Origin of the sequence: Pseudomonas sp. NPDC090592 (assembly GCF_044769185.1) — a bacterium.
Classification (GTDB): Bacteria; Pseudomonadota; Gammaproteobacteria; order Pseudomonadales; family Pseudomonadaceae; genus Aquipseudomonas.
Window position 1 is genome coordinate 59,554 of record NZ_JBIVXJ010000028.1, and the last position, 15,813, is coordinate 75,366.

A 15,813-nucleotide genomic window follows, 5' to 3' on the forward strand; every position below is an offset into this window, starting at 1 on the left:
CCATCACAGGGCGCCGAAGACCTTCTTGGCCAGGCTGGTAGCCGCCTGCGCCGGGTTCTGGCGAATGCTCTGCTCCTGCTTGCCAATCATCTCGAACAGGCCATCCAGCGCCTTCTCGGTCACGTAGTTCTCGATATTGGCGTCATCCTTGACCAGCCCCAGACCTTTGGCCTGTGCAGCAAAGGCATTGTACTGCTGGGCCACGCCCACCTTGTCGGTGGCCTGCTTGACGATCGGCAGGAACTTGGCGCGGATCTGCTCGCGGCTGCTCTTGTTCAGGTATTGGGTGGCGGAGTCGTCACCGCCGCTGAGGATGCCCTTGGCATCGGTCACGCTCATGTTCTTCACGGCATCTACCAAAATCGCCTGGGCTTGTGGCACGGCAGCTTCGGCAGCCTTGTTCATGCTGGTTTCCAGGGCTTCGACCTGGTCACCCTTGCCGAACATCTTCATGGCTTTGGCCGCTTTGCCCAGGTTGCCCGGCAATTCAATGCGCACGTCCGGGTTGTTGCTGAAACCGCCTGGGGTGCTCAGCTGCTTGACGGCCAGCTGCGCGCCTTGGGTCAGGGCATCTTTCAGGCCACCGGTGGCGTCCTTCTGGGTCAGGTCGCCCAGCGACAGGGCCAGGGCGCTGGCCGAAAGCAGCAGGCCGGCGCACAGGGTGGTAAAGCGCAGGGAAGTGCGGATCATGAAGCTTTCCTTGTAAACAGATAGAAACGGGTATCAGCGAACCGGGTCGACCTTGATGCGTACCGATTTCGGGTCGCTGCCGTCGAGCATCACACCATGGTGCTCGGTATTGATGAACAGCAGTTTGCCATCCAGCTCGATGCGCGCGCTAACCGAATAGCGGTGGCCGGGTTTGACCTGGGCCGGGTCGTATGTGAGATGGAAAGGCAGTGGCACGTTGCCTTTGACCGGGCCGGCCTGGCGGGCCAGGGTCACGGCAGGGGCGTCCATCAGCGAAACATCCTGCAACTCCACGCTCAGGGTAGCGGCAGGTGGCAGGGCAATACGCTGCAGGTAGAAGACTTCACCGTCCAGGCTGGCCTGGGTGGATGGGGTGTGGCTGGAGCAGGCTGCGAGCAGGGATGCGCAACACAGCATAAAGAGCTTTTTCATGGAATCTCCGAAGTCCTTGGGGCTGGCTTGTGGCCAACCCCAGGGACTTTAGCGGATTTCCCCGGCAGATGATGCGTTAGATGGTCGAAGTTTCCAGGCCATCGTCACGGTGCAAGGCAACCTGGCGAATCGACAGGCGCAGCTCGGCAGACAGCACACGCTTGGCCACGCCCTCGGCCAACTCGCCGAGCTTGTCGTGGTAGCCCAGCTTGCCTTGGTCATCGGCATGCAGCACGCCTTGCTCAAGCAGGGTCTGGATGAAGTGGCGGAACAGCGTCTTGTCGAAGAACTCCGGGGCATTCAAGCCGTGCAGGATGGACAGGCGCTGGGCCATCATCACGCACAGGTCTTCGAGCGCCTCGGCGCTGAGGCTGTTCTGGCCGCTGTTGAGCAGCAGCGAGGTGGCCATGTAGAAACGCTGCAAGGTCTGGGTGATGGTGCGGGCGAGCAGGGTGAGCAGCACGAATTGCCGCGAGCTGGGTGCCGGGCGTATGTACACATCACCGTCCTGGCGCAGCAGGCCCTGTTCGACCAGTGCGGCCAGCCACTGGTCGATCACTTCGTCCAGTTGCTCTGGCGTCCAGCGCAGGAACAGTTCGGCCTGCAGGTACGGGTACAGCGCATGCACATACTGGCCGAGCAGTTCGCGGCTCATGCGTGAGCTGCTGAGGAAGAAGCTGGCCAGCAGCGCCGGCAGGGCGAAGATGTGCAGCACATTGTTGCGGTAATAGGTCATCAGTACCGCATTGCCTTCATCCAGGTACAGGATGCGGCCCAGGGCGTCCTTCTGTTCGGCCACCAGGTTCATGCTGCGCACATGTTCGATCAGCGCCTGGCCGTCGCCATCAGGCAAGGTGGTGTGTGGCGAGTAGGGCACCTGCCGCAGCAAGGCCAGGTACAGGTCGAGCACACGGGTCAGCGCGCGTTCGTCCAGCGCCAGGCGGCTGGTGGACAGCAGTGCCAATGCCACCAGGTTGACCGGGTTGATAGCCGCTGCCTCGTTGAGGTGACGGGCCACGGTTTCGCCAAGGCGGGTGGTGGCGGCATTGAGCCAGGCCGGGCGGTACTGCGGACCGTGGTCCTGCTCACGCCAGCCGGGCTGTTGCTCGTCAAGGAAACCGGCCAGGCGGATGGGTTCGCCGAAGTTGACGTAGACCTGGCCAAAGCGCTGCTTGAGCGCGCCAAACACCTTGAAGATGTCGAACACCGACTCCTTCTTCTTGCTGGCGCCGCGCAGCTCGCCCAGGTAGGTGCGGCCTTCGAGCACGCGCTCGTAGCCGATATACACCGGCACGAACACGATCGGCGTGCGTGACGAGCGCAGGAAGCTGCGCACGGTGATGGCCAGCATGCCGGTACGCGGTTGCAGCATGCGCCCGGTGCGCGAGCGGCCGCCTTCGACGAAGTATTCGACCGGGAAGCCCTTGGTGTACAGGGTATGCAGGTACTCGTTGAACACGGCGGTGTACAGCGGGTTGCCCTTGAACGTGCGGCGCATGAAGAAGGCGCCGCCACGCCGCAGCAGGTTGCCGACCACCGGCATGTTCAGGTTGATGCCCGCTGCCACGTGTGGCGGGGTGAGGCCGTTGCGGAACAGCAGGTACGACAGCAGCAGGTAGTCGATATGGCTGCGGTGGCAGGGCACGTAGATCACTTCATGGCCGGGGGCGATGCCCTGCACCTGCTCGATGTGGTTGACCTTGATGCCGTCGTAGATCTTGTTCCAGAACCAGCTGAGCACCACTTCGAGGAAGCGGATGGCGGTGTAGGTGTAGTCCGAAGCAATCTCGTTGCCGTAGCGCAGTGCCTGGGCCTCGGCCTTGGCCAGCGGCAGGTTCTCGCGCTGTGCTTCGTCGACGATAGCCTGGCGCACCTGCGGGGCGTGGATCAGGCCTTTGACCAGGTTGCGCCGGTGCGAGATGTCGGGGCCGATGACGGCCGTCTTGAGGTTGCGAAAATGCACGCGCATCAGGCGTTGGGCCATGCGCACGGTGCGCTCGTGCCCCTTGTTGTGCTGCACCAGTTCGCGCAGGTGGATCGGCGCAGAGAACTGCACCCGGGTCTTGCGCCCCAGAATCAATACAGTCAGCAACCGGCGCAGGCGCCCGGTCACCGCCCAGCTGTCGGCGAACAGCAGCTTCCACGGGCTGGACTCGCTGGCGGGTGTCTGGCCCCAGAACACGCTGACCGGAATGATCTGCGCATCTTCCTCGGCATGCTGGCTGACGGCAGCGACCAGGCGTTCAAGCGTGGGCGGGGCGCCGCGTTTGTCCTGGCGGCCAAGCCAGTCCGGGTCGGGTGTGAGGTAGAAGAACGCGGCCGGCTCCTGCAGCGGGCCGACGGATACCGGCAGCACCGGGCGCGGAAGCCCCGCCTTGGTGCATTCGTGGTCAAGCACTGCCAGGTCGGTGAGCGCGGGCGAGGGCAGTGCGTAGAACACCGGCCGGCTGCGGTCGAGGTTGAGGGACATGGAGGACTGGTTGATGGTCTCGGAGCGCACCCACAGGTACAACAGGCGACGCAGGCCGCCGAAAATCAGGCGGTGCAAGGGGGAACGGGTCATGGGGTGTGTGCCCTGGGTGTGATGTTCAGGTGAGTATCCAGCTATTTAGTCTGCCGTATCGGCGTAAGTTCAGCAAAAATCGGCCAATGGCGGGGCCGTCATCAATTTTTTTTGTTCTGTGTCATATACTCGGCCTGCCACTTGCAGGATATTCGGCAAGCGGCGTTGGCACGGGGCAGGTAACCTCATGCCTGCAAGGCGATCTTCACAATAAAAATCCGGAGTAGTTCAGATGTCGTCTCGTGAGACTGGGAATGTAAAGTGGTTCAACGATGCCAAGGGTTATGGCTTCATTCAGCGCGAAGGTGGTGCGGATGTATTCGTCCACTATCGGGCGATCCGCGGTGAGGGGCATCGTACCCTGGTTGAAGGGCAGCGCGTGGAATACGCCTGCGTGCAGGGCCAGAAAGGCCTGCAAGCCGAAGACGTAGTGGGCCTCTGAGCCTCATGCTTTAAGGCTTGTTGTGGGAGCTGGCTTGCCGGCGATCACCGGCGAAGCCGGTGCCAGGCACCGTGTTGCCTGCATCGCCGGCAAGCCGGGCTCCCACAAAGAATGCCGATCAAGAAGTACGCCAGGTGATTTCCTCTTCACCGTCGGCACTGATGCGGACCCAGCGGTCGGCGTCTTCCTCCCCGTCTTCCTCGACCCAGCCACCCGGCGCGCAGCGCACTTCCACACCCAGCGCGGCGAACGCGGCGCGGGCGCAGGCGACATCATCGGCCCACGGCGTCTGGTCGCTTTCCAGGTAAAGGCTGTTCCATTTCCCTACAGCCTTGGGTAACCAGGTGACCGGAATGTTACCGGCCTGGCATTTGAAGGTATGGCCTTTCTGCTGCCATTCGCTGCACGGGCCGATTGCCTGGGCGAGCCACTCGGCGATCTGCTTGTGGTCGACGTCGGCGTCCTTCAGGTAAATCTCGATATCAGGTTGGCGCATAAGGGCTCCGGGTGTGCTCAGTCTTGGCGCACGAAATAGTCATAACGCATGGAAACCGTAACCTCGAACGGCTCGGGCTGGTCGATCACCAATGCGCGTTTTTCCGCGCTGGCACGCCAGCCGTGCGGGGTCATGGCCAGCAGGTCGGCGCGGGCCTCGGGGTCGGCCAGGCTCAGGCGGAACTCGAGGGTTTCGCTGTGGGCGTGGGCCATGCCGTCGGGGATCAGCGCCAGGTGCTTGTCGTCGGCGTAAGGGCGCACTTCATCGTAGAGCACTTCGCGCAGTTCCATCAGGTGGCCGCTGGTAGGGCCTACCCGCATCAGGCCGCCGCCGGGGCTGAGCAGGCGCTTGGCCTCGGCCCAGTCCAGCGGGCTGAAGACGCTGGCAATGAACTGGCAACTGGCATCGGCCAGCGGCACGCGAGCCATGCTGGCGACCATCCAGGTGACTTGTGGCGCGCGGCGGCAGGCACGCTTGACCGCCTCGCGGGAGATGTCCAGCGCGTAACCATCGGCGGCCGGCAAGGCCTTGGCGATCTGCGCGGTGTAGTAACCCTCGCCGCAGCCGATGTCCAGCCAGGCACCGGGCTGGCGCTCGGCGGCCAGTTCTGCCAGGCGGCGGGCTACAGGCGCATAGTGACCACCGTCGAGGAAGTCGCGGCGCGCCTCGACCATGGCCTGGTTGTCACCTGGGTCGCGGCTGTTCTTGTGTTGCACCGGCAGCAGGTTCAGGTAGCCCTGGCGGGCACGGTCGAAGCGGTGGCCGGCCGGGCACACCACACCGTTGTCGAGCAGGCTCAGCGGCGCCTGGCAAAGGGGGCAGGCGAGCATCAGGCGAGCAACCGGACCAGGGTCTGGTAGTAGATTTCGGTCAGCAGGTCGAGGTCGCTGGCCAGAATCCGCTCGTCTACCTGGTGGATGGTGGCGTTGACCGGGCCCAGTTCGACCACCTGGGTACCCATGGTGGCGATGAAGCGGCCATCGGAGGTGCCGCCGCTGGTGGAGGGCTGGGTGTCGCGACCGGTGACGCCCTTGATGCTGTGCGCCACGGCGTCGAGCAGTTCACCGGGCTCGGTGAGGAACGGCAGGCCGGACAGCGCCCAGTCGATCGACCAGTTCAGTTCATGCTTGTCGAGAATCGCCGACACCCGCGCCTGCAGGCCTTCGACGGTGGACTCGGTGGAGAAACGGAAGTTGAACAGCGCGGTCAGCTCGCCCGGGACCACGTTGGTGGCGCCGGTGCCGGAATTGAGGTTGGAGATCTGGAAGCTGGTTGGCGGGAAGAACGCATTGCCTTCGTCCCAGTGCTCGGCGGCCAGCTCGGCCAGGGCAGGGGCCGCCAGGTGAATCGGGTTGCGCGCCAGGTGCGGGTAGGCCACGTGGCCCTGCTTGCCGCGCACGGTCAGCTTGGCACCCAGTGAGCCGCGGCGGCCGTTCTTGACCACGTCACCCAGCAGGGTGGTGCTGGACGGTTCGCCGACGATGCACCAGTCCAGGCGTTCGTTGCGCGCTTTCAGGCGTTCGACCACGGCCTTGGTGCCGTGGTGTGCCGGGCCTTCCTCGTCGCTGGTGATCAGGAAGGCAACCTTGCCGCGATGGTTCGGGTGGTCCTGCACGAAGCGCTCGCTGGCGATCACCATGGACGCCAGGCTGCCTTTCATGTCGGCGGCGCCACGGCCGCAGAGCATGCCGTCGGCATCGATGAGTGCTTCGAACGGTTCATGCTGCCATTGCTGCACCGGGCCGGTGGGCACCACGTCGGTGTGGCCGGCAAAGCACAGCACTGGGCCGTCCTGGTTGCCATGGGTGGCCCAGAAGTTGTCGACGTCTTCAATGCGCATCGGCTCCAACCGGAAACCGACGGCGCCCAGGCGGTTCATCATCTGCGCCTGGCAGTCGGCGTCGACGGGGGTGACCGAGGGGCGACGGATCAGGTCGCAGGCCAGTTGAAGGGTAGGCGAGAGCTCGGCAGGGGCCGTCATGGGGAACTCCGGGGCAAGGCAAGGCGGGGAAATCTGAGGGGCGTTATCTTATATCAAATGGTTTCAGGCGGCACGGCCCAATCGCCGGCAAGCCAGCTCCCACAGGTACATCACAGGCCCTGAGGCTTGCGCTGTACCTGTGGGAGCTGGCTTGCCGGCGATTGGGCTGCAACGCAGCCCCAGAAGTCTCAAGCCTGCTGCACTTCGGCAGCCTTTTCCGCGGGCTTGGGCAGCGAAGACAGCAACGCCATCACCAGCGCCGCCACGTACGGCAACGACTGCACCAGCAGCATCGCCACCCAGAAGCGCATGTCCGAACTCGGCAGCCCCTGCACCAGGTAGATGCCCAGCGCCGCGCCCCACAGCAGCAACATGATGAACAGCTCTTCGCGCGCTTCGGAAAGCGCCACCAACAGCCCGTGGCTATCGGCATTCTTCGGCGTACGGAAGAACGGCATGCTGCTGGTGAAGAAGCCGTACAGCACCGCCTTGGCGATGGTGTGCGACAGCGCCAGGCCGGCCAGCGCTGCGGCGAAGGCGTCCTTCAGGTTCACGCCTACCGCACGGCGGTACAGGAAGATGATCTTGCCCACCTTGAAGAAGAACAGCGCCAGCGGCGGGATGGCGAAGATCATCAGCGGCGGGTCGACACGGTGCGGCACGATGATCATCGCCGCCGACCACAACAGTGCGCCGATGGTGAAGAAGATGTTCATGCCATCGGCAACCCACGGCAGCCAGCCGGCCAGGAAGTGGTAGCGCTGGCCCCGGGTCAGTTCGCTACCCTTGCCGCGCAACAGGGCGCTGGCGTGGTGCTTGATGATCTGGATGGCACCGTAGGCCCAGCGGAAGCGCTGCTTCTTGAAGTCGATGAAGGTGTCGGGCATCAGGCCCTTGCCATAGCTGTTATGGGCGTAGGCGGCCGACAGGCCCTTCTCGAACACGCGCAGGCCCAGTTCGGCATCTTCGCAGATGCACCATTCGGCCCAGCCCAGTTCTTCCAGCACGCTGCGCCGGGTCATGGTCATGGTGCCATGCTGGATGATCGCGTCACGGTCGTTGCGGGTGACCATGCCGATATGGAAGAAGCCCTTGTACTCGCTGTAGCACAGTTTCTTGAACGTGCTTTCGTGCTGGTCGCGGTAGTCCTGCGGGGACTGAACCACGGCAATTTTCGGGTCGGCGAAGTGCGGCACCATGTGCTTGAGCCAGTTGCGGTCGACGCAGTAGTCCGAGTCGATCACTGCGATCACTTCGGCGTCCTTGGCGGTGTGCGGCAGCAGGTAGTTCAGTGCGCCGCCCTTGAAGCCTGCCAGGGGCGCGACGTGGAAGAACTTGAAGCGCTCGCCGAGCTTCTCGCAGTGCGCCTTGAGTGGCTCCCACACGGCCGGGTCCTTGGTGTTGTTGTCGATCACCAGCACTTCGTAGTCGGGGTAGTCCAGTGCGGCCAGGGCATCGAGGGTCTGCTTCACCATCTCGGGTGGCTCGTTGTAGCACGGCACATGCACCGACACCTTGGGCCGGTAGGCGCTGTCGGCCTGTACCGGCAGGAACTCACGGCGGCGCTTGTGTATCCATACCGCCTCGGCCAGTTCGTGGGCCTCGGTTAGCAGCACGATGAACACGCCCAGCGCACCAAGGGCCAGCAGCACGCCCACGGTCAGGCTGAACCAGGTGCTGTATTGCTGGCTGTAGTCGTAGGCAATCCATACCAGCACCGACCCACACAGGAAGGTGATGAAGGTGAGGAAGGTACGCCCGCGCTGGCGCAGGGCCGAGCCGTCGATGAACAGTACCATCAGGGCAATCATCGCCAGCACCACCGAGGCTACGGCCAGGGCACGCCACTGCGGGATCGCCACCACCGGGCCGTCGAAGTTGAACTTCTGCTGGCGCTCGGCGTTGTACACGCCCCAGTAGGCGCCAACCGAGCCTTCGTCGCTGGCCTTCCACGGCTGGTCATAGGCTTCGATGACGAAATAGTTGTAGCCACGCCGGTTGAGGGTGTTGACCAGGGTACGCAGGTAGATGGCCTGGTCGGCCTGCGTAGCATCGGCGCCGCCGCGCATGCGGCCGTTGCTTGGCCAGCCGACTTCCGACAGCAGCAGGGGTTTGCGCGGGAACTGGTGCCTTAGCTCACGCGCACGGTCGAGCACGAACTCGACCGAGTCCTTCATCGGCACGAACTCCCAGTAAGGCAGGATGTGCGCGGCAATCAGGTCGACGTGCTTGGCAATCTCCGGGTTTTCCTTCCAGATGTGCCATTGTTCACTGGTGGTCACGGGTACCTTTACGGCTGCGCGTACCCGGTCCAGGTATTTGATCAGGTTTTCCGGGGTGACTTCTTCACGGAACAACGCCTCGTTGCCGACCACCACCCGCACCACGCTGCGCGAGGTGTTGGCCAGCTGGATGGCCGTGGCGATTTCGCGCTCGTTGCGCTCCAGGTCCGGGCTGATCCAGATGCCCAGCGTCACCCGCAAGCCGAACTCCTCGGCCAGGCGCGGGATGTCGGCCTGGGTGCCCTCCACGGTATAGATACGGATGCTGTCGGTCAGTTTGCTCAACTGCTCCAGGTCCTGGCGCATCTCGTCGTCAGTGGGGTACTGGCCCTTCTGCGGGCTTTCACCCAGGCGGAACGGCGAATACGAGAAGCCAGAGATCTGCTCTGGCCAGGCGGGAGCGGTAACCGGGCGGTTGATCAGTGCCCAGAACCCGGTAAACAACGCGGCGATGGCCAGGACCACGACCAGGTTCAGGCCGAATTTACGTGAAGACATTGTCATCCATATCTGAGGAGGTGATAGGACATTAAAGCAGGGTTGGTAGTGTCTTTCCTAACGATGCAGGCCATGGGCCCGCTGGCATATAATGCGCGCCGGTTTTTTGGGGTATGAACATGAGCACAGAAGATCCACGCTTTGCCGGCGTAGCCCGGCTGTATGGCGACCAGGGGTTGCAGCGCCTGGGCCAGGCCCACGTGGGCGTGGTCGGCATTGGCGGGGTAGGCTCTTGGGTGGCCGAAGCGCTGGCCCGCAGCGGCGTGGGCGAGATCACCCTGTTTGACCTGGACGATGTCTGCGTCAGCAACACCAACCGCCAGGCCCATGCCCTTGAGGGGCAGGTGGGGCGGCCCAAGGTCGAGGTCATGGCCCAGCGGCTGCGGGCGATCAACCCGGCGTGCACGGTGCATGCGGTGGCCGACTTCGTCACCCGCGAGACCATGGCCGAGTACATTACCGAAAACCTCGACTGTGTGATCGACTGCATCGACAGCGTCATGGCCAAGGCAGCGCTGATCGCCTGGTGCCGGCGCCGCAAGATCGCCATCGTCACCACCGGTGGTGCCGGCGGGCAGATTGACCCGACGCAGATCCAGATTGCCGACCTGAACAAGACCTTCAACGACCCGCTGGCCTCGCGGGTGCGCTCCACCTTGCGCCGTGATTACAACTTCTCGCGCAATGTCAGCCGCAACTATGGCGTGCCGTGCGTGTTTTCCAGCGAACAGCTGCGCTACCCCAAGGGGGATGGCAGTGTTTGCCTGCAAAAGAGCTTTGTGGGTGAGGGTGTAAGGCTGGATTGCTCGGGTGGCTTTGGCGCGGTGATGATGGTGACCGCGACCTTTGGCATGGTGGCGGCGAGCAAGGCGATCGAGAAGCTGGTGGCCGGGGCGCGGCGCCCGTCGGAGCGTGTCAAACCCGAATAAAACCGCGTGGGCTTCTTCGCGGGCTTGCCCGCTCCCACAGGTACGGCGCTAGCCCGGACACTGCGCGGTCCCTGTGGGAGCGGGCGAGCCCGCGAAGAAGCCAGAGCCGATTCAACAGGACGCCAACTCCGCCATCCGCTGCAACACCGCATGCAGCCCATTGCTGCGCGACGGCGACAGCTGACGCTCCAGCCCCAGCTGGGTGAACCACTCTCGCAGGTCCAGCCCCGTCAGCTCTTCACTGGCCAAACCTTGCACCCGTACCAGCAACAACGCCAGCAACCCGCGCAACAAGCGTGCATCGCTACTGGCCTTGAACTGCCATAGCCCATCAACCTGCTCAGCCACCAGCCATACCAGGCTTTCGCAACCATGCACCCGGTTGGCCTCGGTTTTTTCGGCGTCAGCCAGCGGCTCCAGTCGCTCGCCCCACTGCATCAACAGGCGCGCACGCTGTTCCCAGCCCTTGCCCTGTTCAAACGCCTCCAGCGCTTGACGCGCCTGTTCCGGAAGGCTCATCGCAGCAACTCCAGGCCTTGATCCAGCGCAGCAAAGAAGCGTTGCACGTCATCGCTGTCGTTGTACAAGCCCAGCGACACCCGGATTGCGCCCTCCAGGCCCAACCCCTGTAGCAACGGCATGGCGCAATGGTGCCCGGCACGCACGGCGATGCCTTGCTCGGTGAGCAAGTGGGCGATATCGGCGTTATGCACGCCTTCGATCACAAAGCTGGCCAGGGCTGCCTGTGGCGTACCGAGTACCCGCACGCCCTCGCGATCGGCCAGCCCACGCAGCAGGTGCTGGTGCAGGCTGGTTTCGTGGGCTTCAACTGCGTGGGCATCGAGGCTGGCCAGGTAATCCAGGGTTGCGCCCAGGCCGATCACCCCGGCGATTGGCGGCGTACCCGCCTCGAACCCCAACGGTGCCGGGCGGAAGCTGGCGCTCTGGTACTCGGCCAGTTGCACCATCTCGCCACCGAACTGCCAATGGCGCAGCAGTTCCAGCGCCTGGGCGCGGCCATACAGCACGCCAACCCCGTCGGGGCCATACAGCTTGTGGCTGGAAAACACATAGAAGTCGCAATCCAGTTGCTGCACGTCGTGGCGACCATGCACCACGCCCTGGGCACCGTCGACCACCGTCAGCGCGCCTTGGGCGCGGGCATGGGACAACAGGGCCGGCAGTGGCTGCCAGGTGCCCAGCACGTTGGAAAGCTGGCTGACCGCCAGCACCCGGGTGCGAGGGCCGATCAGTTGCAGTGCCTGGTTCAGGTCGATGCGGCCGTGGGCATCCAGCGGCAGAACCACCAGGCGCAGGTTGCGCCGGCGCGCCAGCTGTTGCCAGGGCAGCAGGTTGGCATGGTGCTCCAGCGCGCTGACGGCGATTTCGTCACCGGCTTCGAAGCGGTGTTCCAGGCCATAGGCCAGAAGGTTCAGCGCCGAGGTGGCGCCGTGGGTGAACACCACCTGCCGTGAGTCCGCAGCATTCAGCCAGGCGGCAACTTTGTCGCGACTGGTTTCGAAGGCTTGGGTCGCCAGTGCGCCGGGCAGGTGCTGGGCACGGTGCACGTTGGCTGCGCCATGGCCGTAGTAATGGCTCAGGGCGTCAAGCAACGCTTGCGGCTTCTGGGTGGTGGCGGCGCTGTCCAGATAGGTCTGGTGCTGCCGTTGCAGGGCGGCGATGGCGGGGAAGTCGGCACGCCAGGGGGAGGGCTGGAACATGGTCGCGGGGCCTGGAATGAAAATCGGGTCTGGCGTGGTGCCAGACCCGATCTTAACATTTCAACCGCTGAGCGTGCGCTGATCGCGAGCAAGCTCGCTCCTACAGACGCTTGACGATTCTCAGTTGTGGGCGTGCAACGCCTCGTTCAGCTCGATGGCCGACTTGTGGGTCTTGCACTCCACGGCGCCGTTCAGCGAGTTGCGACGGAACAGCAGGTCGGTCTGGCCGGCCAGGTCGCGGGCCTTGACCACTTTGACCAGCTCGTTGTTCTCGTCCAGCAGGTTCACCTTGGTGCCGGCCGTGATGTACAGCCCGGCTTCAACGGTGTTGCGGTCGCCCAGCGGGATACCGATACCGGCGTTGGCGCCGATCAGGCAGCCTTCGCCTACCTTGATGACGATGTTGCCGCCACCGGACAGGGTGCCCATGGTCGAGCAGCCGCCGCCCAGGTCCGAGCCCTTGCCGACGAATACGCCAGCGGACACGCGGCCTTCGATCATGCCAGGGCCTTCGGTGCCAGCGTTAAAGTTGACGAAGCCTTCATGCATGATGGTGGTGCCTTCGCCGATGTAGGCGCCCAGGCGCACACGGGCGGTGTCGGCGATACGCACGCCGGCCGGGACCACGTAGTCGGTCATTTTCGGGAACTTGTCCACCGAGAACACTTCCAGCAGTTCGCCTTTCAGGCGCGCTTCCAGTTGCCGCTCGGCCAGTTCGGCCAGGTCGACCGCGCCCTGGTTGGTCCAGGCCACGTTCGGCAGCAGCGGGAAGATGCCGGCCAGGCTCACGCCGTGCGGCTTGACCAGGCGGTGCGACAGCAGGTGCAGCTTGAGGTAGGCCTCTGGGGTCGAGGTCAGGGCAGCGTCTTCGGCCAGCAGGGTGGCGACCAGCGGCTTGTGGCTCTCGGCCAGGCGGGTCAGCAGGGCGGCCTGGGCAGCGTCAACCCCTTTCAGGGCTTCGGCCAGTTGCGCGGCCTGGCCATTGCTGAAAGCGATAGCCTGGTTGCCACCTTCATAACCGAGCACAGGGGCGACGGCGGCGATCAGTTCGGCGCTCGGGTTGAGCAGGGGTTGTGCGTAGAACACTTCCAGCCAGTTGCCCTGGCGGTTCTGGGAGCCGACACCGAAGGCCAGGCTGAACAGGGTATTGGACATGTGATTACCTCGTGCGAAATAGGGTAGGGGCTCAGGCCAGGGCAGCGGCGTACAGGTCGGGCTTGAAGCCGACCAGGGTGCGCGCGCCAAGGTCCAGCACCGGGCGTTTGATCATCGACGGCTGGGCCAGCATCAGCTCTACGGCCTTGGCCTGGTCGAGGTCGGCCTTGCTGGCGTCGTCCAGCTTGCGGAAGGTAGTGCCGGCACGGTTGAGGATGACTTCCCAGCCGTGCTCGTCGCACCAGCGGTTCAGGCTGTCACGGTCTATGCCTTGGGTCTTGTAGTCGTGGAATTCGTAGGCGATGGCCTTGTCTTCAAGCCAGGTACGCGCCTTTTTCATGGTGTCGCAGGCTTTGATGCCGTAGAGCGTGTAGGTCATTGTGTGCATTGGGGTTGCAGGTTGCCCCAATCTCTCCGTTTTCCGAATGTCAGTCGCGGGATTATGCGGGAACGATCCTGTGAGCGCCACGGGTGTGCAAGGCTTAAGCCTTGTGGTGTCTTCGAGATCGAGCGCCGCCCGCGCGGCGCTTCGCGGGGCAAGCCCGCTCCCACATTTGTTTCGGGCCAGTGTGACCTGTGACATTTGCGCGCGACCGCCTTGTTTGTCCGACTCGATATTTAGACGGGCACCAAGGGGCCGCGCGCCCAAGCCTCAGGAATAATTGGCCCGAAACAAATGTGGGAGCGGGCTTGCCCCGCGAAGCGCCGCGCGGGCGGCGCTCGATCTCCGACACACTGCAAACCTCAAGGCATGCACCCTTGGACAATACGAGGTCCAGCCTGTCTCACCGCCAAACCGAAGTATCATCATGTTACATATTCCCTCGCCACCTGCGACTATCGTGCAGCGGCCCCAAACCGTCGGTCGCCGCTAACATATTGTTTCAATGGCGATGTTTCGCCCTGCTATCGTTTCTGGTTCACAAAGGAAGCTTTCCCGGATGCAGTCCGCCTACACCGTCCTCATCCTGCTGACGCTGGTCAGCCTGTCGAAGCTGGTCGGCCGCATGGTGCCGCTGCCCTTGCCGCTGGTGCAGATTGCCGCCGGCGCCTTGCTGGCCTGGCCGACACTGGGCCTGCACGTGGCCCTGGACCCCGAATTGTTCCTGTTCCTGTTTCTGCCACCGCTGCTGTTCGCCGACGGCTGGCGCATTCCCAAGCGCGAGCTGTGGCGCATCCGTGGGCCGGTGGTGGCGCTGGCGGTGGGGTTGGTGTTGTTTACCGTGGTCGGAGCCGGTTATTTCATACATTGGCTGCTGCCGAGCATACCGCTGCCGGTGGCCTTTGCCCTGGCTGCGGTGCTGTCTCCGACCGACGCCGTGGCAGTGTCGGCCATTACCCAGGACCGCCTGCCCACCCCGCTGATGCACATGCTGCAAGGCGAAGCGCTGATGAACGATGCGTCTGGCCTGGTAACCTTCAAGTTTGCCCTGGTCGCGGCCATCACCGGGGTATTCTCGTTGGCTGACGCGAGCTTCACCTTTGTGCTGGTGGCCTTGGGCGGCTTGGCGGTGGGGGTGGCCCTGAGCTGGCTGGTCGGCCGCTTGCGCGCCTGGATGATTGCTCGCGGCTGGGATGACCCGGCCACGCATGTCGTGTTCATGTTGCTGCTGCCGTTTGCCGCTTATGTACTGGCCGAGCGCTTGGGCGTCTCGGGCATCCTCTCGGCGGTGGCGGCGGGCATGATGCAAAGCTGGCTCGACCTGTTACCACGCCAGACCAGCACACGCCTGCTCAACCGCAGCGTCTGGTCGTTGCTGGAGTTTGCCTTCAACGGCCTGATCTTCCTGCTGCTGGGCCTGCAATTACCGGACATCATCAAGGCTGTGGTCAGCCACGAGTCAACCGTATGGCCGACCCTGGCCTACCGCTGCCTGGACGTGGTGGCGATCTTTGCCGCTTTGATCCTGTTGCGGTTCGTCTGGGTACAGAGCATCTGGCGCTCGATCGGCGTGGTGCGCCGCTGGCGCGGCAAGCCGGCGCTGGTGCTGATGCCTACGGCGCGTTCCTGCTGGTTGCTGACCTTGGGCGGCGTGCGCGGTGCAGTCACGTTGGCCGGTGTAATGTCGATCCCCTTGTTGATTGGGGCGGGCAAGGCTTTCCCGGAACGGGATCTGCTGATCTTCATTGCTGCGGGGGTGATCCTGCTGTCGTTGATCAGCGCCTGTCTCGCGCTGCCGTTCCTGTTGCGCGGGGTAACCAAGAGCGCGGACGAACGCTTGCACCAGGAAGTGCAGGAGGCGTGGCGGCGCACCGCCGAGGCGGCGATCCATGCCCTGGAGGCGGAGGAGGTCGTTGACAGCAATGCCCCGCAGGATGCCGCGCAGGCGACCCTCGCGACCGAGTTGAAAGCACGGCTGATGGCCGAATACCGGGATGAGCTGGACAGCTATAACGACAGTGCCGAGGCCAAGGCCCTGGCCGAACAGATGGACTTGCTGGAGCGGCGCTTGCGCCTGCGTGCGCTAAGGGCGCAGCGGCTGGAGTTGTATAACCTGCATCGCCAACACGAGGTGGGTGATGAGGTGGTGCGGCAGGTGCTGGGGGAGCTGGATATGAGCGAGGCGAACCTGGGGCAGGTCAGGTAGACCCTACCAAGGTCATTCGCGGGCCCGCCCGCTCCC

The 15,813-nt window shown here is 64.0% G+C and carries 14 protein-coding genes; 3 read left to right on the forward strand and 11 right to left on the reverse strand.

The annotated features are described in order from the left end of the window. Positions 1-3 precede the first annotated feature (3 nt). The 3 genes from ACIQUI_RS22035 to plsB form a co-directional block, all read right to left on the reverse strand. On the reverse strand, positions 4-690 hold the full coding sequence (locus ACIQUI_RS22035) for a DUF4197 domain-containing protein (protein ID WP_403202701.1): 687 nt from the start codon (positions 688-690) through the stop codon (positions 4-6). A 33-nt stretch (positions 691-723) separates the two neighbouring features. Continuing rightward, entirely contained in the window at positions 724-1,122 is a 399-nt protein-coding gene (locus ACIQUI_RS22040) for a YbaY family lipoprotein (RefSeq protein ID WP_391130187.1), read from the reverse strand. 76 nt (positions 1,123-1,198) lie between these two features. After that, positions 1,199-3,685, reverse strand: a complete 2,487-nt coding sequence (gene plsB / locus ACIQUI_RS22045) for a glycerol-3-phosphate 1-O-acyltransferase PlsB (protein WP_403202704.1) — start codon at positions 3,683-3,685, stop codon at positions 1,199-1,201. Positions 3,686-3,917: 232 nt separating this feature from the next. On the opposite strand from plsB, the gene ACIQUI_RS22050 reads away from it, so the two are divergent. Then, on the forward strand, positions 3,918-4,127 hold the full coding sequence (locus ACIQUI_RS22050) for a cold-shock protein (protein WP_003252255.1): 210 nt from the start codon (positions 3,918-3,920) through the stop codon (positions 4,125-4,127). Positions 4,128-4,245: 118 nt separating this feature from the next. Here ACIQUI_RS22050 and ACIQUI_RS22055 read toward each other — a convergent pair whose 3' ends face one another. From ACIQUI_RS22055 to ACIQUI_RS22070, 4 genes are all read right to left on the reverse strand, one after another. After that, positions 4,246-4,623, reverse strand: coding sequence for a hypothetical protein (locus tag ACIQUI_RS22055; protein WP_403202705.1), 378 nt, complete (start codon positions 4,621-4,623; stop codon positions 4,246-4,248). A gap of 17 nt (positions 4,624-4,640) precedes the next feature. Then, positions 4,641-5,453 carry a putative RNA methyltransferase gene (locus tag ACIQUI_RS22060; protein WP_403202707.1) on the reverse strand — a complete coding sequence of 271 codons (813 nt, stop codon included), beginning with the start codon at positions 5,451-5,453 and terminating at the stop codon, positions 4,641-4,643. Then, positions 5,453-6,604, reverse strand: coding sequence for a succinyl-diaminopimelate desuccinylase (dapE, locus tag ACIQUI_RS22065; RefSeq protein WP_403202709.1), 1,152 nt, complete (start codon positions 6,602-6,604; stop codon positions 5,453-5,455). Before dapE ends, ACIQUI_RS22060 begins: the two co-directional genes overlap by 1 nt. Positions 6,605-6,792: 188 nt before the next feature. After that, positions 6,793-9,384: a glycosyltransferase gene (locus tag ACIQUI_RS22070; protein ID WP_403202711.1), complete on the reverse strand. Its 2,592-nt coding sequence runs from the start codon at positions 9,382-9,384 to the stop codon at positions 6,793-6,795. 119 nt (positions 9,385-9,503) lie between these two features. Here ACIQUI_RS22070 and tcdA point away from each other — a divergent pair, with 119 nt between their 5' ends. Next, a complete protein-coding gene (gene tcdA, locus ACIQUI_RS22075; RefSeq protein WP_403202713.1) occupies positions 9,504-10,313 on the forward strand; it encodes a tRNA cyclic N6-threonylcarbamoyladenosine(37) synthase TcdA in 810 nt (269 codons plus the stop codon). Positions 10,314-10,424: 111 nt separating this feature from the next. Here the strand turns inward: tcdA and ACIQUI_RS22080 are convergent, their stop codons facing one another. The 4 genes from ACIQUI_RS22080 to ACIQUI_RS22095 all read right to left on the reverse strand — a co-directional run bounded on the left by ACIQUI_RS22080 (position 10,425) and on the right by ACIQUI_RS22095 (position 13,568). Then, a complete protein-coding gene (locus ACIQUI_RS22080) occupies positions 10,425-10,832 on the reverse strand; it encodes a SufE family protein (RefSeq protein WP_403202715.1) in 408 nt (135 codons plus the stop codon). After that, complete coding sequence (locus tag ACIQUI_RS22085) at positions 10,829-12,034, reverse strand: cysteine desulfurase (protein ID WP_403202717.1); 1,206 nt, start codon at positions 12,032-12,034, stop codon at positions 10,829-10,831. The genes ACIQUI_RS22080 and ACIQUI_RS22085 overlap by 4 nt, the downstream gene beginning before the upstream one ends. A gap of 120 nt (positions 12,035-12,154) precedes the next feature. Next, positions 12,155-13,189 (reverse strand): 2,3,4,5-tetrahydropyridine-2,6-dicarboxylate N-succinyltransferase, encoded by a 1,035-nt coding sequence (dapD, locus tag ACIQUI_RS22090; protein ID WP_403202719.1) that lies wholly within the window; start codon positions 13,187-13,189, stop codon positions 12,155-12,157. A 31-nt stretch (positions 13,190-13,220) separates the two neighbouring features. After that, positions 13,221-13,568, reverse strand: coding sequence for an ArsC family reductase (locus ACIQUI_RS22095; RefSeq protein WP_003252272.1), 348 nt, complete (start codon positions 13,566-13,568; stop codon positions 13,221-13,223). Between the two features lie 562 nt (positions 13,569-14,130). Here ACIQUI_RS22095 and ACIQUI_RS22100 point away from each other — a divergent pair. After that, complete coding sequence (locus ACIQUI_RS22100; protein WP_403202722.1) at positions 14,131-15,777, forward strand: Na+/H+ antiporter; 1,647 nt, start codon at positions 14,131-14,133, stop codon at positions 15,775-15,777. The last annotated feature ends 36 nt before the right edge of the window (positions 15,778-15,813 follow it).

Coding starts and splice junctions, on each gene's coding strand:
- ACIQUI_RS22080 (WP_403202715.1), bottom strand. CDS start 10,832: ATGAGCCTTCCGGAACAGGCGCGTCAAGCGCTGGAGGCGTTTGAACAG.
- ACIQUI_RS22060 (WP_403202707.1), bottom strand. CDS start 5,453: ATGCTCGCCTGCCCCCTTTGCCAGGCGCCGCTGAGCCTGCTCGACAAC.
- ACIQUI_RS22070 (WP_403202711.1), bottom strand. CDS start 9,384: ATGTCTTCACGTAAATTCGGCCTGAACCTGGTCGTGGTCCTGGCCATC.
- ACIQUI_RS22085 (WP_403202717.1), bottom strand. CDS start 12,034: ATGTTCCAGCCCTCCCCCTGGCGTGCCGACTTCCCCGCCATCGCCGCC.
- plsB (WP_403202704.1), bottom strand. CDS start 3,685: ATGACCCGTTCCCCCTTGCACCGCCTGATTTTCGGCGGCCTGCGTCGC.
- ACIQUI_RS22040 (WP_391130187.1), bottom strand. CDS start 1,122: ATGAAAAAGCTCTTTATGCTGTGTTGCGCATCCCTGCTCGCAGCCTGC.
- tcdA (WP_403202713.1), top strand. CDS start 9,504: ATGAGCACAGAAGATCCACGCTTTGCCGGCGTAGCCCGGCTGTATGGC.
- ACIQUI_RS22050 (WP_003252255.1), top strand. CDS start 3,918: ATGTCGTCTCGTGAGACTGGGAATGTAAAGTGGTTCAACGATGCCAAG.
- ACIQUI_RS22055 (WP_403202705.1), bottom strand. CDS start 4,623: ATGCGCCAACCTGATATCGAGATTTACCTGAAGGACGCCGACGTCGAC.
- ACIQUI_RS22095 (WP_003252272.1), bottom strand. CDS start 13,568: ATGACCTACACGCTCTACGGCATCAAAGCCTGCGACACCATGAAAAAG.
- ACIQUI_RS22100 (WP_403202722.1), top strand. CDS start 14,131: ATGCAGTCCGCCTACACCGTCCTCATCCTGCTGACGCTGGTCAGCCTG.
- dapE (WP_403202709.1), bottom strand. CDS start 6,604: ATGACGGCCCCTGCCGAGCTCTCGCCTACCCTTCAACTGGCCTGCGAC.
- ACIQUI_RS22035 (WP_403202701.1), bottom strand. CDS start 690: ATGATCCGCACTTCCCTGCGCTTTACCACCCTGTGCGCCGGCCTGCTG.
- dapD (WP_403202719.1), bottom strand. CDS start 13,189: ATGTCCAATACCCTGTTCAGCCTGGCCTTCGGTGTCGGCTCCCAGAAC.